A 25,177-nucleotide genomic window follows, 5' to 3' on the forward strand; every position below is an offset into this window, starting at 1 on the left:
CAGGCCGGGCACAGCCGACAGGCGGGCCGCAGCACCCGCTCGCGCTCCGGCGGCTGGCGCCCTGAGAGTCTGGTCATCCCGCACCTCCCATCAGGTACAGAAGACCCCCACCACCACACTCTACCAGACAGCCGGCTTTGCCGTCCTAGAAAAAAACTTTGCGGGCCAGCGAACAAGAACGCTCCGACGTGCGCCAAGCCCGCGAGCATTGGCACACGAAACGCCAGCCGCGCATGCGCCGGGAGCCGCACCGGCTGGTGTTTCTCGATGAGACCGGCACCTCGACCAAGATGACGCGCTTGCGTGGCCGCTGTCTGAAAGGGCAGCGTCTTTATGCAAGGGCACCATTCGGCCACTGGCTGACCCAGACCTTTGTGGCTGGGCTCCGTTGCTATGGTCTAACGGCGCCTTGGGTGATCGATGGGCCGATGACCCGCCAGATCTTCGAGACTTATGTGGAGACCCAGCTTGCTCCGACGCTGTCCAAGGGCGACGTGGTGATCCTCGACAACCTGCCGGCGCACAAGAGTGAGAAAGCTGCGCAGTGTCTGAAGCAATGCGGCGCCTGGTTCCTGTTCCTGCCACCGTACAGTCCGGACATGAATCCAATTGAGCAACTCTTCGCTAAGATCAAGGCGCACCTGCGCAAAGCCGAAGCCCGCACCTTTGACGCGCTCTGGCGGGCCATCGGGGACATCTGTGATGGGGTCGAGGCTGAGGAATGCCGCAACTACTTCACTGCCGCAGGTTATGGATTCGTCTGAACAGCCGATGCTCTAACGATGGAAGCCAAGACGTTGGTTGACCTGCCTCAACTCGGACTGAACAATGGTTCAAGGGAATCTGCTCGCAGCTTCGGATGTTGAGCTGCATGTAAAACTCAAACTCGCTCAGAAATGCTTCATGACCAACCTTCACCAGCAAATCTCCGACCTTGAGGCTGAAATAGATGCTTTAACTGATGATGCGGAGCAGTGCCGGAAGAGCATGGTCGTGGCGAAGGCGGCAGTGGGGCTAGGTATTCTTCTGTTCGCGGCGTCTCTCCTGGGCTTACTTCGGTTCGATGCCATTATTCTGGTCGTTGGCATCGCCGCCGCACTCGGCGGAACGGTCTTTTATGGATCCAGCCGGAGCAGCCTCGAGGGAATTTCGGCGAGGGATCCGGACCTATGAAGGCCGCCGCGCCGAGATGATCGACGAACTGAATCCCCGGACGATAGAGGAGCCGTAAAACCTGGAGGAACGCGGCCGAAACCAGGGGCAACCTTAGCGCTTCCGCACGCAATGGTCCAATAACCGACACCGCTGCGTGTTTGCTCAGAAGAGGCCGCGTCGCTTGGCGAATTGGGCGACCAGCTCCGGATATAGCTCCATCGGCGGCAGCGTCTCGAAACTGTAGGGAGCGGGTGTTGACGCCCAGGGAAGCTTCTCGCGAGTCCAGGTTTCGATAAAGGGCGCGAAATCCGCAGCATCATCCAGCATGGTGGTGCGCACGTTGATGAACTCGTCCATGCCCTCGGGCCGCGTGAAGAGCCAGCTCTTACAATGGGCGCAAAAGAAGTGGCGCGTCGCGCCATGAAGGCCGCCGATCACGGGCTCGCCCTGCACGACTTCGAAATTCTCGCTCGGATACAGGACGCTCAACGAGAAGGCGCTCGCGGTCATGCGCTGGCAACCGGTGCAGTGACAGGCCATGGTGACGATAGGCGCGCCTCTGAGGCGAAAACTCACCCGAGCGCACCGGCATTGCCCGTTCCGTATCTCGTCACGTTCCATCACGGTATTGCCCTCCCAACCGCTCCCGTCTCACGCAGCCTGTCTCATCGCCTTTTCGATCACGGCAAAAATCCTGTCATCCACGCATTGAGCCACGTTGAAGCGCATAAAGCCAGAGGCTGTCTGCGAGGCGCTGAATACGTTTCCGGGTGCGAGCACGACACCTTCGTTCAACGCGTAGCGCGCTACGTCGGCAGCGTCGAGACCATCCGAGAGCTTGCACCAGAGCAGCATACCGGCTTTCGGTGTAACCCAAGGTTCGAGGCCGAGGGATTGCAGGCGCGCAGCCGTCCCCAACATGGCTCTGCCGAGGCGCATGCGCAGCGCTTCCAGGTATTTTCGGTAGCCGCTGCTGCCTAGGACGGAGAAGACGAGTTCCTCCGACAGCCGACAGCTCGCGAAGCCGGTGGCGATGCGCAGATCCGTCAGGTTGTCGATCCAATCCGGGCGCGCCGCGATGTAGCCGCAGCGGAAGGCGGCCGAGAGGGTTTTCGAAAAGCTTCCGATCCGCACGACGCGATCGAGGCCGTCGAGAACCGCGAGGCGGGCAGCAGACTCGATTTCGAAATCGGCGAAGATGTCGTCTTCGATGACGATCAGATCGTGGTCCTCTGCGAGCTTGAGGAGCTTGTGCGCCGTGCCGGCGGAGAGCGAGGCCCCGGTTGGGTTGTGCAGCCCGGAATTCGTGATGTAGAGGCGCGGTCGATGCCGGGCGAGCGCCTGCTCGAACAAATCAAGATTCGGCCCGCTCGGCGTATAGGGAACGCCGACGACACGGGCCTGCTGCGCACGCAATAGAGCGAGGAAGTTGAAATAGCATGGGTCGTCGACGAGGACGACGTCGCCGGGTTGTATAAGGAGCCGGCACACGAGGTCGATTGCCTGCGTACCGGAATCCGTCAGCAGGATCTGGTCGGGCCGCGCTTCGAACCCCTGCTCTGCCATGCGCCGAGAGAGGAACTGGCGCAGGGACGCTAAACCGAGCGGCGTGCCATAATCGGTGAGAGCAGCCATGTCCTTCGTTCGCGCAAGGCTGCGCAGGGCGCGTCGCGTCTCCGCTTCGGGCATCCAGGCGCTCGGGAGCCAGCCGCAGCCGGGCTTGAGCACCTCGTCCTTCGCCTCCAGGGATTGCCGCGAGACCCAGAACGGATCAATGGCCCGGTCTAGACGCGGTGCGAGCTCCGTCAGCGACAGGGGCGCCAGCGGTGCGGCACTGTAGAAACCTGAGCCGGGCCGGGAGCGGATCACGCCTTCCGCGGCCAAACGGTCGTAAGCTTCCACGACGGTGGATTTGGACACCTGCATGGTTCGTGCGACGGCGCGGATCGACGGGAGCTTCGCGCCAGGTGTCAGGGAGCGGCGAGCGATCTGCCCTCGAATCGAGATCATGACCCTCTCGACGAGCGTACCGTTCGTTCCGGCGGCAGAAAGATCGCCCACTGTAATGCCCTTCTTTCCATAACAGTTTGGATCAACTGTACTGCAGTGTCTCTGGAAAAGCGATCCTGCTCGGCTGAAATTGGCCTATCGGAGGAGTACGCATGGACAAGGCGACGGAAGGCTGGATCAGTGGTTTTATCGGGGTGCTGATCTTCAGCGGCTCCCTCCCGGCGACCCGCATCGCTGTGGCCGATCTCGATCCTCTGTTTCTGACCGTGGTGCGCGCCTCTATCGCGGGTCTGCTCGGCGCAGCGCTTCTTCTTGCCCTGCGCCAACCGCGGCCAGCGCGCCGCGATCTCCTGCCGCTCACCATCGTGGCCCTTGGCGTGGTGGTGGGGTTTCCGTTGTTGACGGCACTGGCCCTTCAGCACGTTACCGCAGCCCATTCCATCGTCTTCATCGGCCTCCTGCCCCTGGCCACAGCCATCTTCGGCGTCGTGCGCGGCAACGAGCGGCCCAGGCCTGCCTTCTGGATCTTCTCCGGGATCGGTGGATGCCTTGTGGCAGGGTTCGCTCTGGTCCAGGGCGTCTCCGTCTCGCCGGTTGGCGACCTCCTGATGGTGGCGGCGGTTCTGCTCTGCGGCCTCGGCTATGCTGAGGGTGCGACGCTCGCCCGGCGTCTCGGAGGGTGGCAGGTCATCTCCTGGGCACTGGTGCTGTCCCTGCCCTTCATGGTTGGGCTGACGCTTCTCACCCTACCCTCCTCTTGGACCGGAATCGGCCTTCATGCCTGGCTGGGGCTCGCCTATGTGTCCCTGTTCTCCATGCTGATCGGCTTCGTCTTCTGGTATCGCGGTCTGGCGCTCGGCGGAATCGCGGGTGTCGGGCAGCTGCAGCTCCTTCAGCCCTTCTTCGGCCTCGCCCTCTCGTCCGTTCTCCTGAACGAAGCCGTCGGGTGGCCGATGATCGCCGTCACTCTCGGAGTAATCCTCTGTGTGGCAGGCGCTAAGCAGTTCGCGAGGCCGGATCGAACGGGTGTCACGATCCTGTCGAAGATCGGAGCGGGCATACGCTCCTGACCTGTGCTCAATCAGTTGTCACGGCTGTCTCAATGTCGGACGGATCGATCTGCCGGTTGAGCCCTGCATTGAGCTTTTCGCGATCGAGCTCGCCTTCCCACCAGGCCACAATGATGGCCGCAACGCCGTTGCCGGTGATGTTGGTGAGTGCGCGCACCTCGCTCATGAACTTGTCGATGCCAAGAAGGACAGCCATTCCAGGCACAAGGGCCGGGTTCACCACGGCCAATGTCGCCGCAAGCGTGATGAAGCCCGCGCCTGTGACACCACTAGCGCCCTTCGAGGTGAGCAGCGCCACCAGGAGGATGGTGAGTTGCTGGCTGAGCGTGAGGTCGTAGCCAAGCGCCTGCGCGATGAACAGGGTCGCGAGCGTCATGTAGATGTTGGTGCCGTCGAGGTTGAAGGAATAGCCCGTGGGGACCACGAGACCGACGACCGATTTCGAGCAGCCGAGTCGTTCGAGCTTTTCCATGAGCTGCGGCAATGCGCTCTCGGATGAACTCGTGCCGAGCACGATCAGAAGCTCGTCCTTGATGTAGCCGATGAACTTGAAGATGCTGAAGCCGGCGATCCTCGCAATCACGCCGAGCACGCCGAAGATGAACAGGGCCGCCGTGGCATAGAAGGTCACGATCAGGCCAAAGAGGTTTCCCAGGGCTGAGGGACCGTAACGTCCGATGGTATAGGCCATGGCACCGAAGGCCCCAATGGGAGCAGCCTTCATGACGATGGCGATGACGCCAAACATCGCATGCGCCACGTCGTCGATGAAATTGCGCACCGTCGCACCGCGCTCTCCCAAAACGAGCAACGCAAAGCCGAACAGGATCGCGAACAGGAGTACCTGGAGAATGTCACCCTGCGCGAAAGCCCCGACCACGCTGTCGGGAATGATGTGCAGGACGAAATCCACAGGCTTCTGCTCGGCAGCCTGCTTGGCATAAGTGGCCACCGCTGTGGGATCCGCGTTGGCGGCAAAGCCAGCGCCAGGCTTCACGATATTGCCGACCAGAAGACCGATGATGAGCGCGAAGGTCGAGACGACCTCGAAATAGACCAGGGCCTTGATGCCGACACGCCCCACCTTCTTGGCGTCCTGGATATGGGCGATGCCGGACACCACCGTGCAGAAGATGATCGGCGCGATGACCATCTTGATCAGCTTGATGAAACCGTCGCCGAGAGCCTTGACCCAATCGTTCTTGGCCAGATCCGGGAAGAGCCATCCCACCAGGATGCCGAGGAAGATCGCGATCAGCACCTGGATGTAGAGAACCTTGTACCAGGGCTTCTTGCGAGGCCGCGTGACTTCGAGTTGGTCTCTCACTGCAACGCTTGTCATCGCCGCCTCCTGACACACCGATGGCGCGGGTGGCCGTCATCGTTCGGAAACGACGCAGCCGGATCGTCCGAGCAGCTCCTGACTGTTAATTCCTGTAACTCACCTTGGGTCCACGGGAAGTGTCGGGACGGCGCGCACACCCCGATCACCCTTTTGACGGGAGGACCTTTCCCACCCTACTCGTCGGCAGAATCCGTAGGATTCTCCCTCTGAAGACCAAGCTTGGTGCGGTTCCGGCCCTGTCGTTTGGCGGTATACAAGGCACGGTCCGCACGATTGAGAATGGTATGCCGGTCATCCCCCGGGTAGGCTTCGACCAGGCCGGCACTGAAGGAATAGGATTGGGCAACGTCGCCGTTCCGACGCCCTCCCCCGGCGCATTCCTGCCTGACCTGTTCGATGAGCCGGGCCGCATCGATCAAACCTGTGTTCAGAAGGACGACGAGGAATTCTTCGCCACCCATTCGACCAATAAATTCATGCCTGCCGAGCTTCTCCCGGAAAACCGAGGCGAAATGGCGAAGGACCGCGTCGCCCGCATCGTGTCCGTGGGTGTCGTTGATGTCCTTGAAGCGGTCGATGTCGATCATGGTGACGCACAGGCTTGGGCCTGATGGTGCGCTTCCGACCAGGGCCTCGTCGAGCAGTTCCAGGATGTGACGGCGGTTCGGCAGGCCTGTGAGCAGATCCGTCCGGGATGCAAGCACGGCCGCGTTGTGCGCCTGCCGCAAGGTCTTCTCGTTGTGCTTGAGGGATGTAATGTCCGCCGCCACAGTGAGAAGCCATCCATTCGGCAGGATCGTATGGTCTATCCAGAACCATCGTCCGTCCAGCAGATCGCTTTCGAACGATTTCCGCGATACGCTCCGGCGTCGGGGCAAGGTTCTTGCGATCAGAGCCTCGACATCGCCGTCGTCGATCCTGACCCCGATGCCGTTTCTGGCGCCGTAGCGAAGGATCTCCGTAAACGTGAACGGGCCTTCGTATCCCTCCAGGAACATGCTCTGGTAGGTCTTGTTGGCGTAGCGGAGATTATCGTCCGCGTCATAGATGGAAACCGCTTGGCCGCTCTCGTCGAGGGCTCCCACCAAGCATCGGAGAGTTTCGTCATCCAGCTTTGAAACAAAATGACTCATGAGCTACTCGGAGAGACCAAGCTAAGGCACACTAGCTGCAGCCTTATAGAACCTCAAATATACATTATTCCGTGGCACCCAAGCGGCCCATCCAAAAGGCTATTCCAGGCAATCGCTTGGCAGACAGAAGGCATCAGCGGGGCGCGAACAGACCGGCCGGCGAGCTCGGTTGAGCTGGCCGGCCAAGGCAAGGTCAAGCTGCGTGGCTTGAAATTATCAGGCTTCGTGTCAATCCACTCAGATGTGGATTACCCGGTCATAGGCATCCAGCACACTCTCGTGCATGGTCTCCGACAAGGTCGGATGCGGGAAGACCGCATGGATCAGCTCTTCTTCGGTGGTCTCCAGATTCATGGCGATCACGAAGCCCTGGATCAGCTCGGTGACTTCCGCGCCGACCATGTGGGCGCCCAACAGCTGGCCGGTCTTCTTGTCGAAGATCGTCTTCACGAGGCCGTCCGGCTCGCCCAGGGCAATCGCCTTGCCGTTGCCGATGAACGGGAAACGGCCGACGCGGATGTCGTAACCCTGCTCCTTCGCCTTGGCCTCGGTGAGACCCACGGAGGCGATCTGCGGGTTGCAATAGGTGCAGCCCGGGATCTTGGCCTTGTCCATGGCGTGCGTGTGCAGGCCCTTGATGGTCTCGACGCAGATCACGCCCTCATGCTCGGCCTTGTGCGCGAGCATCGGCGGCCCTGCCACGTCGCCGATGGCGTAGATGCCCGGCACGTTGGTGCGGCCGAGGCCGTCCGTGACGACGACGCCGCGCTCGATCTTCACCCCGAGCTTCTCGAGGCCGAGATTCTCGATGTTGCCGACGACGCCGACGGCGGAGATCATCCGGTCGGCGGTGATCGTCTGCGTGCCGCCCTTGCCGTCGTCGATAGTGGCCGTGATGGAGTTCGCGCCCTTCTCCACCTTCGTGACCTTGGCGCCCGACAGGATCTTCATGCCCTGCTTCTCGAAGCGCTTGCGGGCAAGGGCCGCGATCTCGGCGTCCTCGACGGGCAGGATCTGCGGCATCACCTCGACCACCGTCACCTCCACGCCCATGGTGCGGTAGAAGGAGGCGAACTCGATGCCGATGGCGCCGGAGCCCATGACGATGAGAGACTTCGGCATGGCGGGCGGCACCATGGCCTCGAAATAGGTCCAGATCAGCTTGCCGTCCGGCTCGATGCCGGGCAACGCGCGGGGCCGTGCGCCCGTGGCGACGATGATGTTCTTGGCCTGGTAGGTGCCGGGCTCCAGCACGCCCTTCGGCACCGGGTTCTGCGGCTGCATGGCGGGTTTCTTCGGCGCCGTGACCACGACCTCGCCGGGCTTGGAGATGGAGGCCTCGCCCCAGATCACGTCGACCTTGTTCTTCTTGAGCAGCATGCCGACGCCGCCGTTGAGACGCCCGGAGACTCCGCGCGAGCGGTTGACGATGGCTGCAGCATCGAATCCGATCCCTTGAGCCGACAGGCCGTAATCCTTGGCGTGCTCCATGTAGTGGTAGATCTCAGCTGAGCGCAGCAGCGCCTTGGTCGGGATGCAGCCCCAGTTGAGACAGATGCCGCCCAGATGCTCGCGCTCGACGACCGCGGTCTTGAACCCGAGCTGCGCGGCGCGGATCGCCGCCACATAGCCCCCCGGCCCGCCGCCGATGACGATGATGTCGTATTGGTTTGCCATGGAATTGTCCCCCGTCATGCCCGGGCTTGGCCCAGGCATCCACGTCTTCGTGTGCCGGGCGTTGAAAAGGCGTGGATGGCCGGCATGAGGCCGGCCATGACGTCGATCGTTTAAACCAGCATTCCCATCGGGCTTTCGATGAGCTGCTTGAACGCTGCCAGCAGTTCCGCGCCGAGTGCGCCGTCGACCACGCGGTGATCGCAGGAGAGCGTCACGGTCATGGCCTGGACAACGGCGGGAGCGCCGTTCTTCACCACGACCCGCTGCTCACCGGCGCCGACCGCCAGGATCGTGCCCTGTGGCGGGTTGATGACGGCCTGGAAGTTCTTGATGCCGAACATGCCGAGGTTGGACACCGCCGTGGAGCCGCCGCTATATTCTTCGGGCTTCAGGCGGCGGGTGCGGGCGCGGCCCGCCATGTCCTTCACCTCGGCGGAGATAGCGGTGAGCGTTTTGGTTTCCGCCTTGCGCACGACCGGTGTGAACAATCCGCCCTCAATGGCAACCGCCACGCCCACGTCCGAATGCTTCATCTTCAGGATGCGGTCCTCGGCCCAGACCGCATTGGCGTTCGGCACGCGCTGGAGCGCGATGGCGAGGGCCTTGATGACGAAGTCGTTCACCGAGAGCTTGTAGGCGGGCTTGCCGTCCTTGTCCTTGCCGGCCGCGTTGTTGATCTGCTCGCGAAGCGCCATCAGCGCGTCGAGCTCGCAATCCAGCGACAGGTAGAAGTGCGGCACCGTCTGCTTGGACTCGACGAGGCGCTTGGCGATGGTCTTGCGCATGCCGTCGAGGGGCACTTCCTCGTAGGAGCCCACCTCGAACATGGCCTTGACCTGATCGGCCCCCATGCTTGGCGCAAGCTGCGGCGCTGCGGGCTTCGCGGCCGGCGCAGGAGCAGCTGTGGGAGCCGCGGCAGGTTTGGCGCCCCCACCCTGGAGAGCGGAGCGAACGTCCTTCTCGACGATGCGGCCATGCGGGCCGGTGCCCTGGACCGATGCGATGTCGACCCCGGCCTCCCGGGCGATGCGCTTGGCGAGCGGTGAGGCGAAGACGCGGTTTCCGGATGCCTGCCCTGCCCCATTGGGCTTGGCGGCCTGAGCGGGACCGGCGGGCGCTTGGTCGACGCGCGCGTAGCTCATGTGAGCCGAGGCGTCGCCTGGAACGGTGTTGGCCTGCGGCTGGGATTCGGCTGCGGGAGCAACTGGCGCGGGTGCGGCTTCTGCCTTCGGCGCAGGCACCGGAGAAGTATCACCTGCGGCCGGAGCCGTGATGCTCTTCGGATCCTCGCCCTCGCCGGCGATCAGCGCGATGAGCTGGTTGACCGGCACGTCCGCCGTGCCTTCGGGAACGACGATCTTGGCGAGGATTCCCTCGTCGACGGCTTCCACTTCCATGGTGGCCTTGTCGGTCTCGATCTCGGCGATGACATCGCCGGACTTCACCGTGTCGCCTTCCTTCTTCAGCCACTTGGCAAGGTTGCCCTTTTCCATGGTGGGAGACAGGGCGGGCATCAGGATATTGATGGGCATGGCGTTGATGGATCCTGACTTGAATGGTTTTAGTTGATCGCCTGCGTCGAGCCCGGATCGCTCGGATCGTCCAGCTCGGCCTGGATGCCGGCGGTAATTTCGGCGAGAGCCTCCTCCTCGGAGAACTCCGTTTCCATGGCATAGACACGTGCGGCGTGACGGGCAAGGTCCACCAGGAGCACGCCCCAGGTGAACGGATCGTCGAAGGCGCGGCGCAGCGCGATGCTCACCGCCCCGTCGACCACCGAAGCCCTCAGGATCTCGACGCCGCCCTTTTCAAGGGCGTCAGGCGGAACGTTGAGGGCTTCGAATTTCCGTTCAGTCATGATGTCACCTGTAGCAAACGGCCTTCGCCGCCTGCACGACCTCGGCCACCGACGGAAGCGCGAGCTTCTCGAGATTGGCCGCGTAGGGCATGGGCACGTCCTTGCCGGTGACGCGAACCACCGGAGCGTCAAGATAGTCGAACGCGTTCTCCATGATGCGCATGGCGATCTCGGCGCCGACGCCCGATTGCGGGTAGCCCTCTTCCACCGTGACGCAGCGGCCGGTCTTCATGACCGAAGCCACGATGGTGTCGGTGTCCATGGGGCGGATCGTGCGCAGGTCGATGACCTCGGCCTCGATGCCTTCCTTGGCCAGTTCCTCCGCGGCCTTGAGCGCATAGGTCATGCCGATGGAGAAGGACACGATGGTGACATCCTTGCCCTCGCGATGGATGCGCGCCTTGCCGATCGGCACGGTGAAGTCGTCGAGCTTCGGCACCGGGAAGGACTGGCCGTAGAGGATCTCGTTCTCCAGGAACACCACCGGGTTCGGATCGCGGATGGCACTCTTGAGCAGGCCCTTCGCGTCGGACGCCGTGTAAGGCGACACGACCTTGAGGCCCGGGATCTGCGAATACCAGGCGGCGAAGTCCTGGCTGTGCTGCGCACCCACGCGGGCGGCGGCACCGTTCGGGCCGCGGAACACGATGGGCGCGCCGAGCTGGCCGCCGGACATGTAGAGGGTCTTGGCCGCCGAGTTGATGATCTGGTCGATCGCCTGCATGGCGAAGTTGAATGTCATGAACTCGACGACGGGACGCAGGCCCGTGAACGCCGAGCCGACGCCGACGCCGGCGAAGCCGTGCTCGGTGATCGGCGTGTCGATGACGCGCTTCGCGCCGAACTCCTGCAGCAACCCTTGAGTGACCTTGTAGGCGCCCTGGTACTCGGCCACCTCTTCGCCCATGACGAAGACCTTGTCGTCCTTGCGCATTTCCTCGGCCATGGCGTCGCGCAGGGCCTCGCGGACGGTCATGTTGACCAGCTCTGTGCCCTCCGGGATTTCGGCCATGGCGTTGTAGGACGTGCGGTTGGTAATGACCGAGGGAGCCGCCGGCTCAGCCACGGGAGTCACGTCGGTGCCAGGGATCGAGTCGGGCGACGGACGGTCGGCCATCCCTTCCCGCTGCATGTCGGGCGTCGGAGCAGGCTGAGCTTCCTGCGCCGGAGCGGCGGGTGCCTTCGCCGACGAGGCGGCGGCGGACACGTCCTCTCCCTCGCCGGCGAGAATCGCGATGGGGGTGTTCACCGCGACGTTGTCGGTGCCGTCGGAGACCAGGATCTTGGCGAGGACGCCTTCGTCGATCGCCTCGACCTCCATGGTCGCCTTGTCGGTCTCGATCTCGGCCAGCACGTCGCCGGGCTTGACCTGATCGCCTTCTTTTTTCAGCCACTTGGCCAGTTTGCCCTGCTCCATGGTGGGCGAGAGGGCAGGCATGAGAATATCGATCGCCATGAAAGACTCGTGTTGATTGTCGCTAAGGCGAAAATGGGGAGCGGCGCTTACGCACGCCGCTTAGAGGAGGATGTCCGTGTAGAGCTCGGCCGGATCGGGCTCCGGATCGTGCGTGGCGAACTCGGCCGCCTCGTTGACGATCTCGCGCACCTTGCTGTCGATGGCCTTAAGCTCGTCTTCCGACAGTTTCCAGCTCTCCAGCAGACGACGGCGCACCTGCTCGATTGGATCGTATTCTTCGCGCATGCGGGTCACTTCGTCCTTCGTGCGGTACTTCGCCGGGTCGGACATGGAGTGGCCGCGATAGCGGTAGGTCTGCATCTCGAGGATGTACGGGCCCTTGCCGGAGCGGGCATGCTCGATGGCGCGCTGGCCGGCGGCGTAGACCGCGCGGACGTCCATGCCGTCCACCTGCTCGCCGGGAATGCCGAAGGACAGGCCACGCTTCGAGAAATCGGTCTGTGCCGAAGCGCGGGTCACCGCCGTGCCCATGGCGTAGCGGTTGTTCTCGATCACGTAGACGACCGGCAGCTTCCACAGCGCCGCCATGTTGAAGCTCTCGTAGACCTGGCCCTGGTTGGCCGCGCCGTCGCCGAAATAAGTGAGGCAGACATTGCCGTTCTCGCGATAATGGTTCGCGAACGCGATGCCGGTGCCGAGCGACACCTGCGCGCCGACGATGCCGTGGCCGCCATAGAAATGCTTCTCCTTGGAGAACATGTGCATGGACCCGCCCTTGCCCTTCGACAGGCCGCCGCGGCGCCCCGTGAGCTCGGCCATGACGCCCCTGGCGTCCATGCCGCAGGCCAGCATGTGACCGTGATCGCGGTAACCCGTGATCACCTGATCACCGTCCTTCGTCGCCATCTGCATGCCGACGACCACGGCCTCCTGGCCGATATAGAGGTGGCAGAAACCGCCGATCAGGCCCATGCCGTACATCTGGCCGGACTTCTCCTCGAAACGCCGGATCAACAGCATGTCGTTATAGGCGGACAGGTCCTGGGTCTTGTCGAATTGTGGGGAGTTGGGGGCCGCTCCACGATTGGAGCCTTTACCGGAAGTAATCTTGTTAGCCGTGCCAGCACCGGCACGGCCCGCCTTGCGGGCAGCAACAGCCATCGGGTCCTCCGAAGGGTTTCCTCGACGAAAGTTGTAGCGCAGACGGAATCGGAAATCGAGAGGCCCAAAAGGTGTTTTGCGCTGCACAATGAAACGAGTAAGCCCTTGGCATTGCTGCAAAATTCTTAATCAACTGAATTTGAGTTAAGCAGAACTTTTAAGTTATTGTTAATTATGGTCCCGTGATGATCACGAGGTCGTTCTTGTGCACACGTCCTAACATTACGCGCGCCCGCTCTTCGAGCAGATCCCGGTCGATCTGATCGCTCCGAAGCAAGGCGATGCGACGCTCCCACTCGGAGCGCTGGGTCTTTAAACCATCGAGCTCCAAGGAAAGTTCGGCCACCTGTGCCTCATATTTCTGCTGAGCCTCGATGCCCCGCGCGCCGCTATGGGCGTGGTGCACGAAATAAGCCGCCACCCCCGCCGAGATGCTGTAGAGCACCAGCGGAATCAGAAATCGTCGTGCGCGTCTGCGGATCACCATGCGGCAGAGTCTTACCTCGGCATGGTTAAGGAGGCGTTAGAATTTGAGGCCTGACATCCCTCCTCCTCAACGTCATCAAAGCTCTTGTGCCGATGATCCTGATCCGAAAAGCGCCGCGCTCCAGACGATCGAGATGGCCGGTTTCAGGCTCGGCCACGACCCGCGAGTGGGCAAAGAAAAAGCCGCCTTGCGGCGGCTCTCTCAATGCAGTGATATAACTCGCTCTTACGCCAAAGCCTTCAGCGCCGCCCTGCCCGCATAGACGGCCTGCGAGCCCAGCTCCTCCTCGATGCGGATGAGCTGGTTGTACTTGGCCAGTCTGTCGGAGCGGGCGAGCGAGCCGGTCTTGATCTGTCCGCAATTCGTCGCGACGGCAAGGTCAGCGATGGTGGAATCCTCCGTCTCGCCCGAGCGGTGGGACATGACGGCGGTGTAACCGGCGCGGTGGGCCATGTCGACGGCCGCGAGCGTCTCGGTGAGCGAGCCGATCTGGTTCACTTTCACGAGCAGCGAGTTGGCCACGCCCTTCTTGATGCCCTGCGAGAGGCGGTTCACGTTGGTGACGAAGAGGTCGTCGCCAACGAGCTGGCACTTGGAGCCGATGAGGTCGGTCACCGCCTTCCAGCCCTCCCAATCGTCCTCGGACATGCCATCCTCGATGGTCGCGATGGGATAGGCGGAGACGAGCTTGGCCAGATACTCGGCCTGTTGCTGCGGGTTCAGCTTCTGGCCCGTGCCTTCATACACGTAAGCGCCACCCTTGAAGAACTCGGTGGCCGCGCAGTCGAGTCCGATCACCATGTCGGTGCCTGGCTTGTAGCCCGCCTGCTCGATAGACTTCATGATGAAATCGAGGGCCGCCTCGGCGGAAGGCAGATTCGGGGCGAAGCCGCCCTCGTCGCCCACATTCGTGTTGTGGCCGGCGTCCTTCAGGGCCTTCTTCAAGGTGTGGAACACCTCGGCGCCCATGCGCACCGCCTCGGAGAGCGTCGGCGCGCCGACCGGCAGGATCATGAATTCCTGAAAGTCGATGGGGTTGTCCGCGTGGGCGCCGCCATTGATGATGTTCATCATCGGCACCGGCAGGACCCGGGCCTGCGTGCCGCCCACGTAGCGGTAGAGCGGCAGGGTCGAAGCCTCGGCGGCCGCCTTGGCGACCGCGAGGGACACGCCCAGGATGGCGTTGGCGCCGAGACGGGCCTTGTTCGGGGTGCCGTCGAGCTCGATCATGGTCTCATCGATGGCGACCTGCTCTTCCGCATCCATGCCGCCGATGGCGTCCAGGATCTCGTTGTTGACCGCATCGATCGCCTTGAGCACGCCCTTGCCGAGATAGACCGACTTGTCGCCGTCGCGGAGCTCGACCGCCTCATGGGCGCCTGTAGAGGCGCCCGACGGAACGGCCGCACGGCCCATGGATCCGTCCTCGAGGGTCACATCCACCTCGACCGTGGGATTGCCCCGGCTGTCGAGGATCTGGCGGGCGAAAACGTCGATAATCGCGGTCATGGGCAGGCTCCTGCTGGCTGAAGTGCCGCCCTTTCCGCCATAACGGACGGGTGCGGCCTCACGTCATGAATTGGCTTATTGACCGAAACGCCCATGTGAGCAAGGACGGCGAGAGCTTTCCCACTCGATCCAAGGTCAATTCCCATGACGGAAACCACCCTCCAGCTCGGCCATGCCTCCGCCCAGCCTCAATCCCCTGAGGAAGCGCAGCTCGACCGGGTGCCGAACCCGCATACCGATACCGATTATCTCGCCCGCTTCACCGTGCCGGAGTTCACCTCCCTCTGCCCGGTCACGGGCCAGCCGGATTTCGCCATTCTGGTGATCGACTACGTGCCGGGCTCCTGGCTCATCGAATCGAAGTCGCTCAAGCTCTACATGCACAGCTTCCGCAACCATGGCGCCTTCCACGAGGATTGCACGGTCGCCATCGGCAAGCGCCTCGCGGGCCTGCTGGAGCCCCGCTATCTGCGGATCGGCGGCTACTGGTATCCGCGTGGCGGCATTCCCATCGACGTGTTCTGGCAGACCGGCGAGCTGCCGAAGAATCTGTGGCTGCCCGATCAGGGCGTCGCGCCTTATCGCGCCCGCTGAGTCAGTCCTGCCTGGCTGGAGGGGGCGGCGGGGCTCCCCGCTCCCGATAAGAAGGCAGATCGGGGGAGCCGCTCGCCACCGGCTTCCGTTCGAGATCGGCAGTCAGCATCTTCATTTCGTCGATCTCACGGACCTGGGCCTCGATGATGCGATCCGCGAGCAGCCTCACCCGCGGATCCCGGATATGAGCGCGCTCGCTGGTCATGATCGCGATGGAGTGATGGGGGATCATCGCCTTCATGTAGGAGACATCGCTGACGGTCTCCTGGCTTCGGACCAGCCACAAGGCTCCGGCAAAGATGACGGCGCTGGCCGCCAGAATCGCCACGTTGGCGACTTTGTTCCCGTACATGGACCACATGAAGCCGAGCATGACGATGGCCATCGCGGCCCCCATGACAAGGGCCATCCAGGTCCGCGTCTGGCTATAGAAGACGTGGTCCAGCGCATAGGTATTCAGGTACATCAGGCCGAACATGACGATCGTGGAAGTCACGATCATGGCGCCGAAACGTGCATAGCTCATCGTCACCGATCCCGTGTGGTTTCACACGGGCAAACGGATCGGCCGCCTTATTGTTTCGCGGCTCCGGCCGGCTTGGAAGACCGGCCGAGAACGGTGGCCGCCATCACGCCGACGCAGACGATGATCAGCGCGGCGACGGCCGTGGAGGCCGCAAGGCCGATGTTCCGCAAGCCGAAGCCCATCAGCACGACGCCGAGCGCCTGTCCGCAGAAGAACGAGAAGGCATGGAGCGCGACAGCCGAGGCGCGCGCGCCGGGCGCCACTTCCGTCACCTGGGCCTGGAAGGTGTTGTGGAGCATGTAGAAGCCGAGGCCCATGAGCAGCAGGGCCGCGGCGTCGAGCTTCCAGTCGCCGCCGAGTCCAAGGACGAGGAGCGCGGCTCCGGCGAAGAAACCTCCCCCTAGAAGGATCCTGCCGATTCCGAGCCGCCTCAGCATCCAGGTCACGAGCGCGGAATAGACCAGCCCCCCGAGGGCGAACCCGCCGATGGCGAAACCCGCTTCGGCCGCCCCGCCCCCGCCCCGCGCCTCCAGCAGAGGTGCAATATAGGGAAAGATGCCGAACAGGGCGATCGCTTCGACGAAGACCGAGCCGAAGAGAAACAGCGCGCGCGGATTGGACAGGATGCTCCGGTAGCGCAGGATCGCCGTTCTCGGGTCGAACTGTCTGCCCGGCAGAGTGCTTCGGAAGCCGAGGACGGTGGCGGTCAGCGCCAGCGCCATCATGATGGTGGACAGGCCGAACACGCCGCGCCAACCGATGAATTGCGCCAGCAGACCTGCGAGCGAGGAGCCCGCGAGCTGGCCGATGATGACGGCCACCAGATAGCGGCTCAGAGCAATCTGCCGCCGTTCCATTTCGACCCGGTCTCCGATCAGTGCGATGGAAAGCGGCACCGCGCCCCCCGCAGCCGCGCCGGCGATGATGCGCAGAGTGAAGAGCGTCGCCGCATCGGGGGCGAATACGGAACAGGCCAAAGCCAGGAAGAGAATCGACAGCGCCACTTTCATGACGCGCTCCTTGCCGAGCGCGTCGCCGATAGGTCCCAGCACCGGCTGGATGAACGCATAAGGCAGCGCGAAGGCGGCCGACAGGAGCGCTATGGTCTGCGGGGTCGAGCCAAGATCCCGGGCAATGATCCCGACCATCGGCTCAACCGCGCGGCCGGAAAAGGTGCTCGCGAAGCCGCTGGTGGCGAGGATTAGGATCAGGTTGCGGGAGGACATCGAGTTTTTAGCGCTTGTAGCCGGAAAGGGAGCCTAAGCTCCTTACCACGGCGGCGAAGCTAATCGAGCGGCAGAAGTGCAAACCTGCCCTCCTGAAAAGGCATGGAAACAGCCTATGCCGCCCTGCCCTTCGCCAAGGCATCGAACGCCATCAGTTGCGCGAGTAATCCTTCGAGTTCCCTCAGCGGTACCATGTTGGGGCCGTCCGACGGTGCCTTGTCGGGATCCTGGTGAGTCTCGATGAAGACACCCGCCACGCCGACCGCGACGGCGGCGCGCGCGAGCACCGGCACGTATTCCCGCTGGCCGCCGGAGGTCGTGCCCTTGCCGCCGGGCTGCTGCACGGAATGGGTGGCGTCGAAGATCACCGGAGCGCCCGTCTCGGCCATGATCGGCAGGGAGCGCATGTCGGACACGAGGGTATTGTAGCCGAAGGAGGCGCCGCGCTCCGTGAGCATCACGTTGGGATTGCCGGCACCTGTCACCTTAGCCGCGACATTGGCCATGTCCCACGGAGCCAGGAACTGCCCCTTCTTCACGTTGACGACTCGGCCCGTCTTGGCGGCGGCGACGAGAAGATCCGTCTGGCGGCAGAGGAAGGCAGGGATCTGCAGGATGTCGACCACCTCGCCGACCTTTGCGCATTGGTCGTTCTCATGCACATCGGTGATCACCGGCAGGCCGTAGGTCTCCTTCACCTCGGCGAAGATGGCAAGCGCCTTGTCCAGCCCGATGCCGCGCGCGCTGGAGATCGACGTGCGGTTCGCCTTGTCGAAGGACGACTTGTAGACGAGGCCAAGACCCAGCTTTCCCGTTATTTCCTTGAGCGCGGCCGCCATCTCGAGCGCGTGCTCGCGGCTTTCCATGGCGCAGGGCCCGGCAATGATGCTGAGCGGCAGATGATTGCCGAAGCGGACGTTGCCGGCCTCGACGATGGCAGGATGCTGGTTGGTATCGGTCATGCGCCGTCTCTAGCCTGTCTGCGGCATCAAGCAAAGCGACGATGTGCATGGCACGTCTTCGCCCGACAGGCGGCAAAGGATGGCGGCTGGTCCCGCCCTTAACCAAGAGCTGGGAAGGACATTTCCTTCCGACCAAAGATCGATTTACTTTGGGGAAGCTCTAAAACATGCTCCTATCCGCATGGAAATATTGAGAAAATTAACCTTGAGACGATCCTGAACCGGATCGCACAACCACTTCGTAGCGCTTGGGGGCGCTCCTATGTCCGAACAGAACAAGGTGCACGAGCTCGTAGCTCTCAGAACGGCTCTCGGCTTTACCCAGAGCAAAATGGCTCATGAGATCGATCTGAATCTGCGCGACTATCAGGCCTTCGAATGGGGCGAGAGCGAGATCCCGGATCTTTATCTCCGGGCGATCGAGCGGATCGCCATGCTCTACGCCGTGCGGCACAAGAATCCGATGCTGGTGCCCCCGGCCTTGCGGGCGGAGGCCGTTCAGTTCGCCCGCATGGTCGAGGCGGGCGACTGATCCTGAATCCGTTTTCAGAACGTCATCGCCGCCGCGTTGATGATTCCGGCGGCGAGAGACGCTGCGCCGAGGAAAAGGGCAGCCGCCATTTCGCCCCCGGCGATGCGCTGGGACAGGTTCGGCATGGCGATGCGCACCAGCCAGTAGACGAGAATCTGCACGGCCAAGGCAACGAGGCCCCATACGAGGCAATCGACGATGGTCTGGGCGTGGACGATGGCGCTTGCCAGCGGAAGGGCGAAGCCAACGAGGCTGAATCCAAGGGCTGTTGCCGCGGAAATCACGTTCTCGCGGATCAGCGCGAATTCATTGTGCATGGTCGCGAGTGTGTAGACCGCCAGATAAAGACCCACCAGGGCGACGGCGAGTACGAAGAAAATCAGGAAGTCGGCCAAGCCCGCCAGAGATGAAGCCACGATCAGTCCCCACACGATGTTTTCCATCGTCTAGGGGATCATGGTTAATATTACGTTGGCTCGAAGGCGATCGCGACGCCGAACGCCGCGCTCGCCGGCACGATCAGCCGGCTGCCGATATGCTGGTAGGGAATCTCGGCCGCGTCCAGCCACTTCGCGTGGGCGTGGATGTCCTCCACGCGAACCGCGAAGGCTACGAAGGACGGCTGATCGAGCTCGGCCTCCACCGAACCATAGTTCTCGGCCGCGTCGTCGGGCGTGAGCACGTCGATGTGGCTGTCGCCCAACCGGAAGGACAGATCGTCTCCATCGGGGCTCGCCGGCTGCACGCCCGTGAAGGCGGTGAGGAATGCACGAAGCCGCTCCGGGTCGGGCGCCGCCAGGGTGACCGACGAAATCTGCGTCGCCCCGTTGCCATGACGCTGGAATTCCGGATTCCAGAAATTTTCCGGAAAGTGCTGCTGGCAGACGAAGAATCCGGCCTTCGGAGAATCTTGGGCCGAGGCGAAGGCTAGGGTGAAAGCAACCTTCGTTTCGCTGCCGTCGGGACGCCGCCCGCTGCGCTCGAAATGGAACGGCTCGAACGACCCGATGCCCTTCTGCGCGAACAGAGCCGCATCCGTCTCGGCATTCTGGCTGTCGAGGACGAGCATGGCGAGGCCCTCGCGAACTCTGAGATAATCCTGGACGAAGGCGCCGAAGCTGAAGGTGCTTGCCCGGTGAGGCGCAATCGCCGCCCCCTCGCCGATTGTGATCAGCTCGATGAAGGACCCGGGGAGCTGGACGATCCGGTTCTCCGTGCCCCAGGGATGGCGGTTGCGGGCGCCGACCTGGAAGCCGAGACGTCGATAGAAACTCCCGGCTTGATCGAGGTCTTGGACGGCAACAACGAGATGGTCGATCCGGCGGGTCATCGGGCTCTTTCCTGTAGCGAGAGCATAGACTTAGGCACGAATCTGGATTTGGCCAGGATGGACCGCATTTGTGACCAGATGAGACCTGGGCTCAAAAGGAAATCACCGGCTCGAGGCCGGTGATTCCATCACGGCGCAACTGCTCAAACCAGCCGGCTCTGCTCCACGGCCGCATGGATGAAGCTCTTGAAAAGCGGGTGCGGCTCGAACGGGCGGGACTTCAGCTCCGGGTGATACTGGACGCCGATGAACCAGGGATGGTCCTCGTATTCCACGATCTCCGGCAGGATGCCGTCGGGCGAGACGCCCGAGAAGCGCAGACCCTTCTGCTCCAGCTGGTCGCGGTAGGTCATATTGACCTCGTATCGGTGCCGGTGACGCTCGGAAATTTCCGTGCCGCCGTAGATCTCGGACACCTTGCTGCCGGGCTTGAGCGAGGCCTGATAGGCCCCAAGCCGCATGGTGCCGCCGAGATCGCCACCGGAGGCGCGCTTTTCCAGCTCGTTGCCGCGCAGCCACTCGGTCATCAGGCCGACGACCGGCTCGGAGGTGGGACCGAACTCCGTCGAGCTGGCATCCTTGATCCCGGCAAGCGAACGGGCCGCCTCGATAACCGCCATCTGCATGCCGAAGCAGATGCCGAAATATGGGACCTTGCGCTCGCGGGCGAAGCGGGCTGCCCGGATCTTGCCCTCGGCGCCGCGCTGGCCGAAGCCGCCGGGCACCATGATGCCGTGGATGCCTTCCAGGAACGGCGCCGGATCCTCGTGCTCGAAGATCTCGCTCTCGATCCATTCCAGGTTCACCTTCACCTGGTTGGCGATGCCGCCGTGGTGAAGGGCCTCGATCAGGGACTTATAGGCATCCTTGAGGCCGGTATACTTGCCGACGACGGCAATGGTGACCTCGCCCTCCGGGTTGTGGACACGCCCGGAGATGGTGGTCCAGCGGGAGAGATCCGGCGTCTTTGAGCTGTCGAGGCCGAAGGCCGCCAGGACCTCGCTGTCGAGCCCGGCTTCGTGATAGGCGAGCGGAACGTCGTAGATCGAGCGGGCGTCCCGCGCCTCGATCACCGCCGTCTCGCGCACGTTGCAGAACAGGGCGAGCTTGCGCCGCTCGTCCTTCGGGATCTCGCGATCGGTGCGGCAGAGCAGGATGTCGGGCTGGATGCCGATGGAGCGCAGCTCCGCCACCGAGTGCTGGGTCGGCTTGGTCTTCAGCTCGCCTGCGGACGGGATGAACGGCAGCAGCGTCAGGTGGACGTAGATCGCCTGTCCCCGCTCCAGGTCGTTGCCGAGCTGGCGGATGGCCTCGAAGAACGGCAGGCCTTCGATGTCGCCGACGGTGCCGCCGATCTCGACCAAAACGAAATCGAAGCCCTCGTTGCCCGTGAGCACGAAGTCCTTGATGGCGTTGGTGACGTGCGGGATCACCTGGATGGTGGCGCCAAGATAGTCGCCGCGCCGCTCCTTGGTGATGATGTCGAGGTAGATACGCCCAGTGGTGATGTTGTCGGCCTTGGTGGCCGGAACCCCGGTGAAGCGCTCGTAATGCCCGAGATCCAGATCGGTTTCAGCGCCGTCGTCGGTCACGAAGACCTCGCCGTGCTGGTAGGGACTCATCGTCCCCGGATCGACGTTGAGATATGGGTCGAGCTTGCGAAGCCGAACCTTGTAGCCGCGTGCTTGGAGAAGCGCTCCCAGGGCCGCCGAAGCCAGACCCTTGCCGAGCGAAGACACCACGCCGCCGGTGATGAATACGTACCGCGTCATGGACCCCTATCCATAAAGATCGGGCGCCGATTCGCAATCGCGAACTGCGTGACCCGAAACCCATCCACAAAAAGAGAGGGCCGGAGGACCGGCCCTGGTTTTTCACTTACTGCTGAGGCGCTGCGGGCGCCGGCTGGTCGCCCTGGAGGCGTTGCAGCTGTTCGAGCACGTTGCCTCCCTGGGGAGCCGCCGGAGCCTGCTGGCCCGGCGCGGGAGCCGTCGGCGCAGCGCGATCGAGAATCGAACGCGGAGCCCGGGTCGAGGTCGCCATGACGGTCAGCGCGATGCTGGTCACGAAGAAGAGGCCCGCCAGGATCGCCGTCGCGCGGGTCAGCGCGTTGGCTTGGCCGCGACCGGTCATGAAGCCGGAAACGCCGCCCCCGCCTCCGCCGCCGAGACCCATGCCGCCGCCCTCGGAGCGCTGCAGGAGAACCACGCCGATCAGGGCGAGCACGATGACCAGGTGGATAATGATGAGAACTGTTTGCATCGTTTTCAAAAACCTCAAGCGGCTGCGCACAAGGCGTCAGCCGCTCGCAATCCGTTCGTTGCGGCGGCCTGTAGCATAGGTGGGCGCAGGATCAAAGACCTGCAAGCTGCCTTTTCTCAGTTAGCCGAGATACGCGCCAGCGATGGCGAGGAAATCGGCCGCCACGAGGCTGGCGCCGCCGACCAACGCACCGTTGACGTTCTCCACCGCCATGAGCTCGGCCGCATTTGAGGGTTTGACGGAGCCGCCATAGAGGATCCGCACCTTGGGCGCGTCCGCCTTGCCGACGAGGCGGCGCAGCTCGTCCCGGATCAGGGCGTGCACTTCCGCCACGTCCGCGACCGTCGGCGTCAATCCGGTGCCGATGGCCCAGACGGGCTCATAAGCAACCACGAGGTTGAGGCTGTTCGATTCGGCCGGAATCGAGCCGCGCAGCTGCTTGCGGACGACAGCGAGGGTCTTGCCGGATTCGCGCTCCTCGCGTGTCTCGCCGACGCACACGATGGCAGTCAGGCCGGCCCGGTGGGCCGCCACCGCCTTGGCGCAGACATCCTGGTCCTTTTCCTTGTGGTACTGGCGGCGCTCGGAATGACCGACGATCACGTAAGTCGCGCCGACATCGGCGAGCATCTCGGCCGAGAGATCGCCCGTGAAGGCTCCCGATTCCTTGGAATGGCAATCCTGGCCGCCGATGGCCACGCGGGAGCCGACCGATTCATTAGCAAAGAGGGAGAGAAGCGTCGCCGGTGGGCAGACGGCAAGGTCGACCTTGGCTTTCAGGCCGGGCGTGTAACCGGCGTGAATTTCGGTCAGAACCTTGGCCGAACTCTTCAATCCGTTCATCTTCCAGTTTCCCGCCACCAGCGGGCGCGGCCTATCGACGCTCATTCACGGCTCTCCTGTCACGCTTGGATAATTCGGCAGTACAGAGGGTTGAGCCCTCTTTCAACCAGACTTGCCCTTTTCGTAGAGCCCCTGATCGGTTATCGGCAGGTTTAACGAGTTTTTGGAAAACAGGTTCACGATGCTTCGGAACATGCGCAAGGCTGGGCAGACCGTGGTCGGCAAAGCCATCGCCACCATCTTTTTCGGCGCCCTGATCGTCAGCTTCGCCATCTGGGGCATCGGCGACATTTTCCGCGTAACCCCTGCCTCCACGGTGGCAGAGGTCGGCAGCACCAAGATCACGGTCGATCAGGTTCGCAATGCCTATACCAACGAGCTTCAGCGGCTCGGGCGTCAGTTCCGCACGGTCATCAGCCCCGAGCAGGCTCGCGCCTACGGCCTCGACCAGCGGGTGATCTCCAACCTCGTGACCGAAGCCGTCATGGCCGAGCAGGCCAAGAAGATGGGCCTGTCGGTCTCCGACCAGCTCGTTGCCGCCTCGATCATGAATAATCCGGCCTTCAAGGGCGGCGACGGGCAATTCAACCGCGCCCTCTTCGATCAGGCCCTGCGCAATGTCGGTCTCTCCGAAGCCGGTTTCGTGCAGGAGCAGCGCTCCGCTATGGTTCGCCTCCATCTGGCTGAGGCCATCGCCGGCGACGTCAACGTGCCGATGGCCGCCAAGGAAGCCCTCCACCGCTACGGAACCGAGCGCCGTGCTGCCTCCTATCTGCTCCTGACCCCGGCCATGGCGGGAGACATCCCGGCTCCGACGGCGGAACAGCTCCAAACATTCTTCAACGAGCGCAGGAGCGCCTTCCGCGCGCCCGAATACCGGGCCGTATCGGTGCTGGCGCTCGATGCCGCTGCTATCGCCAAGCCCGATTCCGTATCCGAAGCGGATGCCCGGCAGGCATACGAACAGCAGAAGGCCAAGTACGGCACGCCGGAGCGCCGGACGATCCAGCAGATCACCTTCGCGTCGCAAGAGGAAGCCGAGGCCGCTGCCGCCAAGATCAAGGAGGGCACGACGTTCGACGCCGTCGCGGCCGAGCGCAACGTTTCCGCGCAGGATCTGGAGCTTGGCACCTTCACCAAGACGGAGATGCTCGATCAGGCCGTGGCGGATGCGGCCTTCACCCTTGAGCAGAATGCCGTCAGTGCCCCGATTGCCGGCCGTTTCGGCCCCGTGCTCGTGCGGGTGACCCAGATCCAGCCCGAGTCCGTCCGCCCCTTCGAGGAAGTGGCCGGGGAGCTTCGCCAAGTGGTGGCCCAGGATCGCGCCAAGGATCAGATCGAGCGGATCCACGACGAGATCGAGGACCTGCGCGCCGGCGCCAAGCCTCTGGCGGACATCGCCAAGGAAAAGGGCCTGACCCTGGTCCAGGTCCCGGCTGTCGACGCCAGCGGACAGGACAAGGCAGGCAATCCGGTCACCCTGACTGAGAAGGACGCCGTGGTGAAGGCCGCCTTCGCGTCCGACATCGGGGTCGACAACGAGCCTCTGCGCATGGGCACCGGCTATGTCTGGTACGACGTGACCGGCATCGAAGCCTCCCGCGAGAAGAACCTCGACGAGGTCCGCGATCAGGTCATCACACAGTGGCGCGAGGATCAGGTGGCGCAGCGTTTGTCCGAGAAGGCGAACGAACTCACCGGACACCTGGAAAAGGGCGAGACCATCGAGGCCGTCGCGCAGGCTGCCGGAGCCCCGGTCCAGAACGCAACCGATCTCGCCCGCAACACGGCGAAGGATGCCCTCACGGCCGAAGCGGTGAACCGCATCTTCGCCGTTCCCGTTGGCAAGACGGGCCACGCCGCCAACGGCGCGGATGCCCGCGTGATCTTCAGCGTCACCTCGGCCACGGTGCCCCCGCTCGTCACCACCACGCAGGCGGCGCAGAACACCGAGAACCAGCTCCGGACCGGCTTCGGCGATGACCTGCTCAACCAGTACATCGCCCAGGTCCGCCAGGATCTCGGCGTCACCATCAACCAGCAGGCGCTGCGTCGGGCAACGGGCGGCGAATCGTGAGCT

Annotated in this window: 24 protein-coding genes and 1 pseudogene; 6 read left to right on the forward strand and 19 right to left on the reverse strand. The window is 63.3% G+C overall.

Annotated features, from left to right (window positions below; genetic code table 11):
- Positions 1-149: 149 nt before the first annotated feature.
- Together AB4097_RS03645 and AB4097_RS03650 are read left to right on the forward strand one after the other, a co-directional pair.
- Positions 150-764 (forward strand): annotated as a pseudogene (locus AB4097_RS03645) (IS630 family transposase); the annotation flags it as partial.
- Positions 765-828: 64 nt separating this feature from the next.
- Positions 829-1,173 carry a hypothetical protein gene (locus tag AB4097_RS03650; protein WP_442037249.1) on the forward strand — a complete coding sequence of 115 codons (345 nt, stop codon included), beginning with the start codon at positions 829-831 and terminating at the stop codon, positions 1,171-1,173.
- Positions 1,174-1,317: 144 nt separating this feature from the next.
- On the opposite strand, the gene AB4097_RS03655 is transcribed toward AB4097_RS03650, so the two are convergent.
- Together AB4097_RS03655 and AB4097_RS03660 are read right to left on the reverse strand one after the other, a co-directional pair.
- Positions 1,318-1,776 (reverse strand): GFA family protein, encoded by a 459-nt coding sequence (locus AB4097_RS03655; RefSeq protein WP_442037250.1) that lies wholly within the window; start codon positions 1,774-1,776, stop codon positions 1,318-1,320.
- 30 nt (positions 1,777-1,806) lie between these two features.
- Positions 1,807-3,165 (reverse strand): aminotransferase-like domain-containing protein, encoded by a 1,359-nt coding sequence (locus AB4097_RS03660; protein ID WP_442037251.1) that lies wholly within the window; start codon positions 3,163-3,165, stop codon positions 1,807-1,809.
- 152 nt (positions 3,166-3,317) lie between these two features.
- Between AB4097_RS03660 and AB4097_RS03665 the strand changes: the two genes are divergently transcribed.
- A complete protein-coding gene (locus AB4097_RS03665) occupies positions 3,318-4,235 on the forward strand; it encodes a DMT family transporter (protein WP_442037252.1) in 918 nt (305 codons plus the stop codon).
- A gap of 7 nt (positions 4,236-4,242) precedes the next feature.
- Here AB4097_RS03665 and AB4097_RS03670 read toward each other — a convergent pair whose 3' ends face one another.
- The 9 genes from AB4097_RS03670 to eno all read right to left on the reverse strand — a co-directional run bounded on the left by AB4097_RS03670 (position 4,243) and on the right by eno (position 14,822).
- The gene (locus tag AB4097_RS03670; protein WP_442037253.1) at positions 4,243-5,577 is read right to left on the reverse strand and encodes a dicarboxylate/amino acid:cation symporter; all 1,335 of its coding nucleotides are present in this window, start codon (positions 5,575-5,577) and stop codon (positions 4,243-4,245) included.
- Between the two features lie 176 nt (positions 5,578-5,753).
- Positions 5,754-6,713 (reverse strand): diguanylate cyclase, encoded by a 960-nt coding sequence (locus AB4097_RS03675; protein ID WP_442037254.1) that lies wholly within the window; start codon positions 6,711-6,713, stop codon positions 5,754-5,756.
- 237 nt (positions 6,714-6,950) lie between these two features.
- Complete coding sequence (lpdA, locus tag AB4097_RS03680; protein ID WP_442037255.1) at positions 6,951-8,390, reverse strand: dihydrolipoyl dehydrogenase; 1,440 nt, start codon at positions 8,388-8,390, stop codon at positions 6,951-6,953.
- A 110-nt stretch (positions 8,391-8,500) separates the two neighbouring features.
- Positions 8,501-9,922, reverse strand: coding sequence for a pyruvate dehydrogenase complex dihydrolipoamide acetyltransferase (locus AB4097_RS03685; RefSeq protein ID WP_442037256.1), 1,422 nt, complete (start codon positions 9,920-9,922; stop codon positions 8,501-8,503).
- Between the two features lie 29 nt (positions 9,923-9,951).
- A complete protein-coding gene (locus tag AB4097_RS03690; RefSeq protein WP_009491179.1) occupies positions 9,952-10,248 on the reverse strand; it encodes a DUF5076 domain-containing protein in 297 nt (98 codons plus the stop codon).
- A gap of 4 nt (positions 10,249-10,252) precedes the next feature.
- Positions 10,253-11,704 (reverse strand): pyruvate dehydrogenase complex E1 component subunit beta, encoded by a 1,452-nt coding sequence (locus AB4097_RS03695; RefSeq protein WP_442037257.1) that lies wholly within the window; start codon positions 11,702-11,704, stop codon positions 10,253-10,255.
- 60 nt (positions 11,705-11,764) lie between these two features.
- Complete coding sequence (pdhA, locus tag AB4097_RS03700) at positions 11,765-12,826, reverse strand: pyruvate dehydrogenase (acetyl-transferring) E1 component subunit alpha (RefSeq protein ID WP_442037258.1); 1,062 nt, start codon at positions 12,824-12,826, stop codon at positions 11,765-11,767.
- 172 nt (positions 12,827-12,998) lie between these two features.
- The gene (locus tag AB4097_RS03705) at positions 12,999-13,313 is read right to left on the reverse strand and encodes an FtsB family cell division protein (protein ID WP_442037259.1); all 315 of its coding nucleotides are present in this window, start codon (positions 13,311-13,313) and stop codon (positions 12,999-13,001) included.
- 225 nt (positions 13,314-13,538) lie between these two features.
- The gene (gene eno / locus AB4097_RS03710) at positions 13,539-14,822 is read right to left on the reverse strand and encodes a phosphopyruvate hydratase (RefSeq protein WP_442037260.1); all 1,284 of its coding nucleotides are present in this window, start codon (positions 14,820-14,822) and stop codon (positions 13,539-13,541) included.
- A 144-nt stretch (positions 14,823-14,966) separates the two neighbouring features.
- Between eno and queF the strand changes: the two genes are divergently transcribed.
- Complete coding sequence (gene queF / locus AB4097_RS03715) at positions 14,967-15,416, forward strand: preQ(1) synthase (RefSeq protein WP_442037261.1); 450 nt, start codon at positions 14,967-14,969, stop codon at positions 15,414-15,416.
- A 1-nt stretch (position 15,417) separates the two neighbouring features.
- On the opposite strand, the gene AB4097_RS03720 is transcribed toward queF, so the two are convergent.
- The 3 genes from AB4097_RS03720 to kdsA all read right to left on the reverse strand — a co-directional run bounded on the left by AB4097_RS03720 (position 15,418) and on the right by kdsA (position 18,130).
- Complete coding sequence (locus AB4097_RS03720) at positions 15,418-15,942, reverse strand: DUF305 domain-containing protein (RefSeq protein WP_442037262.1); 525 nt, start codon at positions 15,940-15,942, stop codon at positions 15,418-15,420.
- A gap of 47 nt (positions 15,943-15,989) precedes the next feature.
- On the reverse strand, positions 15,990-17,168 hold the full coding sequence (locus AB4097_RS03725; RefSeq protein ID WP_442037263.1) for an MFS transporter: 1,179 nt from the start codon (positions 17,166-17,168) through the stop codon (positions 15,990-15,992).
- A 113-nt stretch (positions 17,169-17,281) separates the two neighbouring features.
- Complete coding sequence (gene kdsA, locus AB4097_RS03730) at positions 17,282-18,130, reverse strand: 3-deoxy-8-phosphooctulonate synthase (protein ID WP_442037264.1); 849 nt, start codon at positions 18,128-18,130, stop codon at positions 17,282-17,284.
- A 262-nt stretch (positions 18,131-18,392) separates the two neighbouring features.
- Between kdsA and AB4097_RS03735 the strand changes: the two genes are divergently transcribed.
- Entirely contained in the window at positions 18,393-18,662 is a 270-nt protein-coding gene (locus tag AB4097_RS03735) for a transcriptional regulator (RefSeq protein WP_442037265.1), read from the forward strand.
- 14 nt (positions 18,663-18,676) lie between these two features.
- On the opposite strand, the gene AB4097_RS03740 is transcribed toward AB4097_RS03735, so the two are convergent.
- The 5 genes from AB4097_RS03740 to tpiA form a co-directional block, all read right to left on the reverse strand.
- Positions 18,677-19,105: a DUF350 domain-containing protein gene (locus AB4097_RS03740; protein ID WP_442037266.1), complete on the reverse strand. Its 429-nt coding sequence runs from the start codon at positions 19,103-19,105 to the stop codon at positions 18,677-18,679.
- A gap of 23 nt (positions 19,106-19,128) precedes the next feature.
- Positions 19,129-19,992, reverse strand: coding sequence for a VOC family protein (locus AB4097_RS03745; RefSeq protein WP_442037267.1), 864 nt, complete (start codon positions 19,990-19,992; stop codon positions 19,129-19,131).
- Between the two features lie 143 nt (positions 19,993-20,135).
- Positions 20,136-21,764: a CTP synthase gene (locus tag AB4097_RS03750; RefSeq protein ID WP_442037268.1), complete on the reverse strand. Its 1,629-nt coding sequence runs from the start codon at positions 21,762-21,764 to the stop codon at positions 20,136-20,138.
- A gap of 106 nt (positions 21,765-21,870) precedes the next feature.
- The gene (gene secG, locus AB4097_RS03755) at positions 21,871-22,254 is read right to left on the reverse strand and encodes a preprotein translocase subunit SecG (RefSeq protein ID WP_442037269.1); all 384 of its coding nucleotides are present in this window, start codon (positions 22,252-22,254) and stop codon (positions 21,871-21,873) included.
- A gap of 120 nt (positions 22,255-22,374) precedes the next feature.
- Positions 22,375-23,142, reverse strand: a complete 768-nt coding sequence (tpiA, locus tag AB4097_RS03760; RefSeq protein WP_442037270.1) for a triose-phosphate isomerase — start codon at positions 23,140-23,142, stop codon at positions 22,375-22,377.
- Between the two features lie 148 nt (positions 23,143-23,290).
- Here tpiA and AB4097_RS03765 point away from each other — a divergent pair, with 148 nt between their 5' ends.
- Entirely contained in the window at positions 23,291-25,174 is a 1,884-nt protein-coding gene (locus tag AB4097_RS03765; RefSeq protein ID WP_442037271.1) for a SurA N-terminal domain-containing protein, read from the forward strand.
- The last annotated feature ends 3 nt before the right edge of the window (positions 25,175-25,177 follow it).

Source organism: Microvirga sp. 2MCAF35, from assembly GCF_052115545.1.
Lineage (GTDB): Bacteria > Pseudomonadota > Alphaproteobacteria > Rhizobiales > Beijerinckiaceae > Microvirga.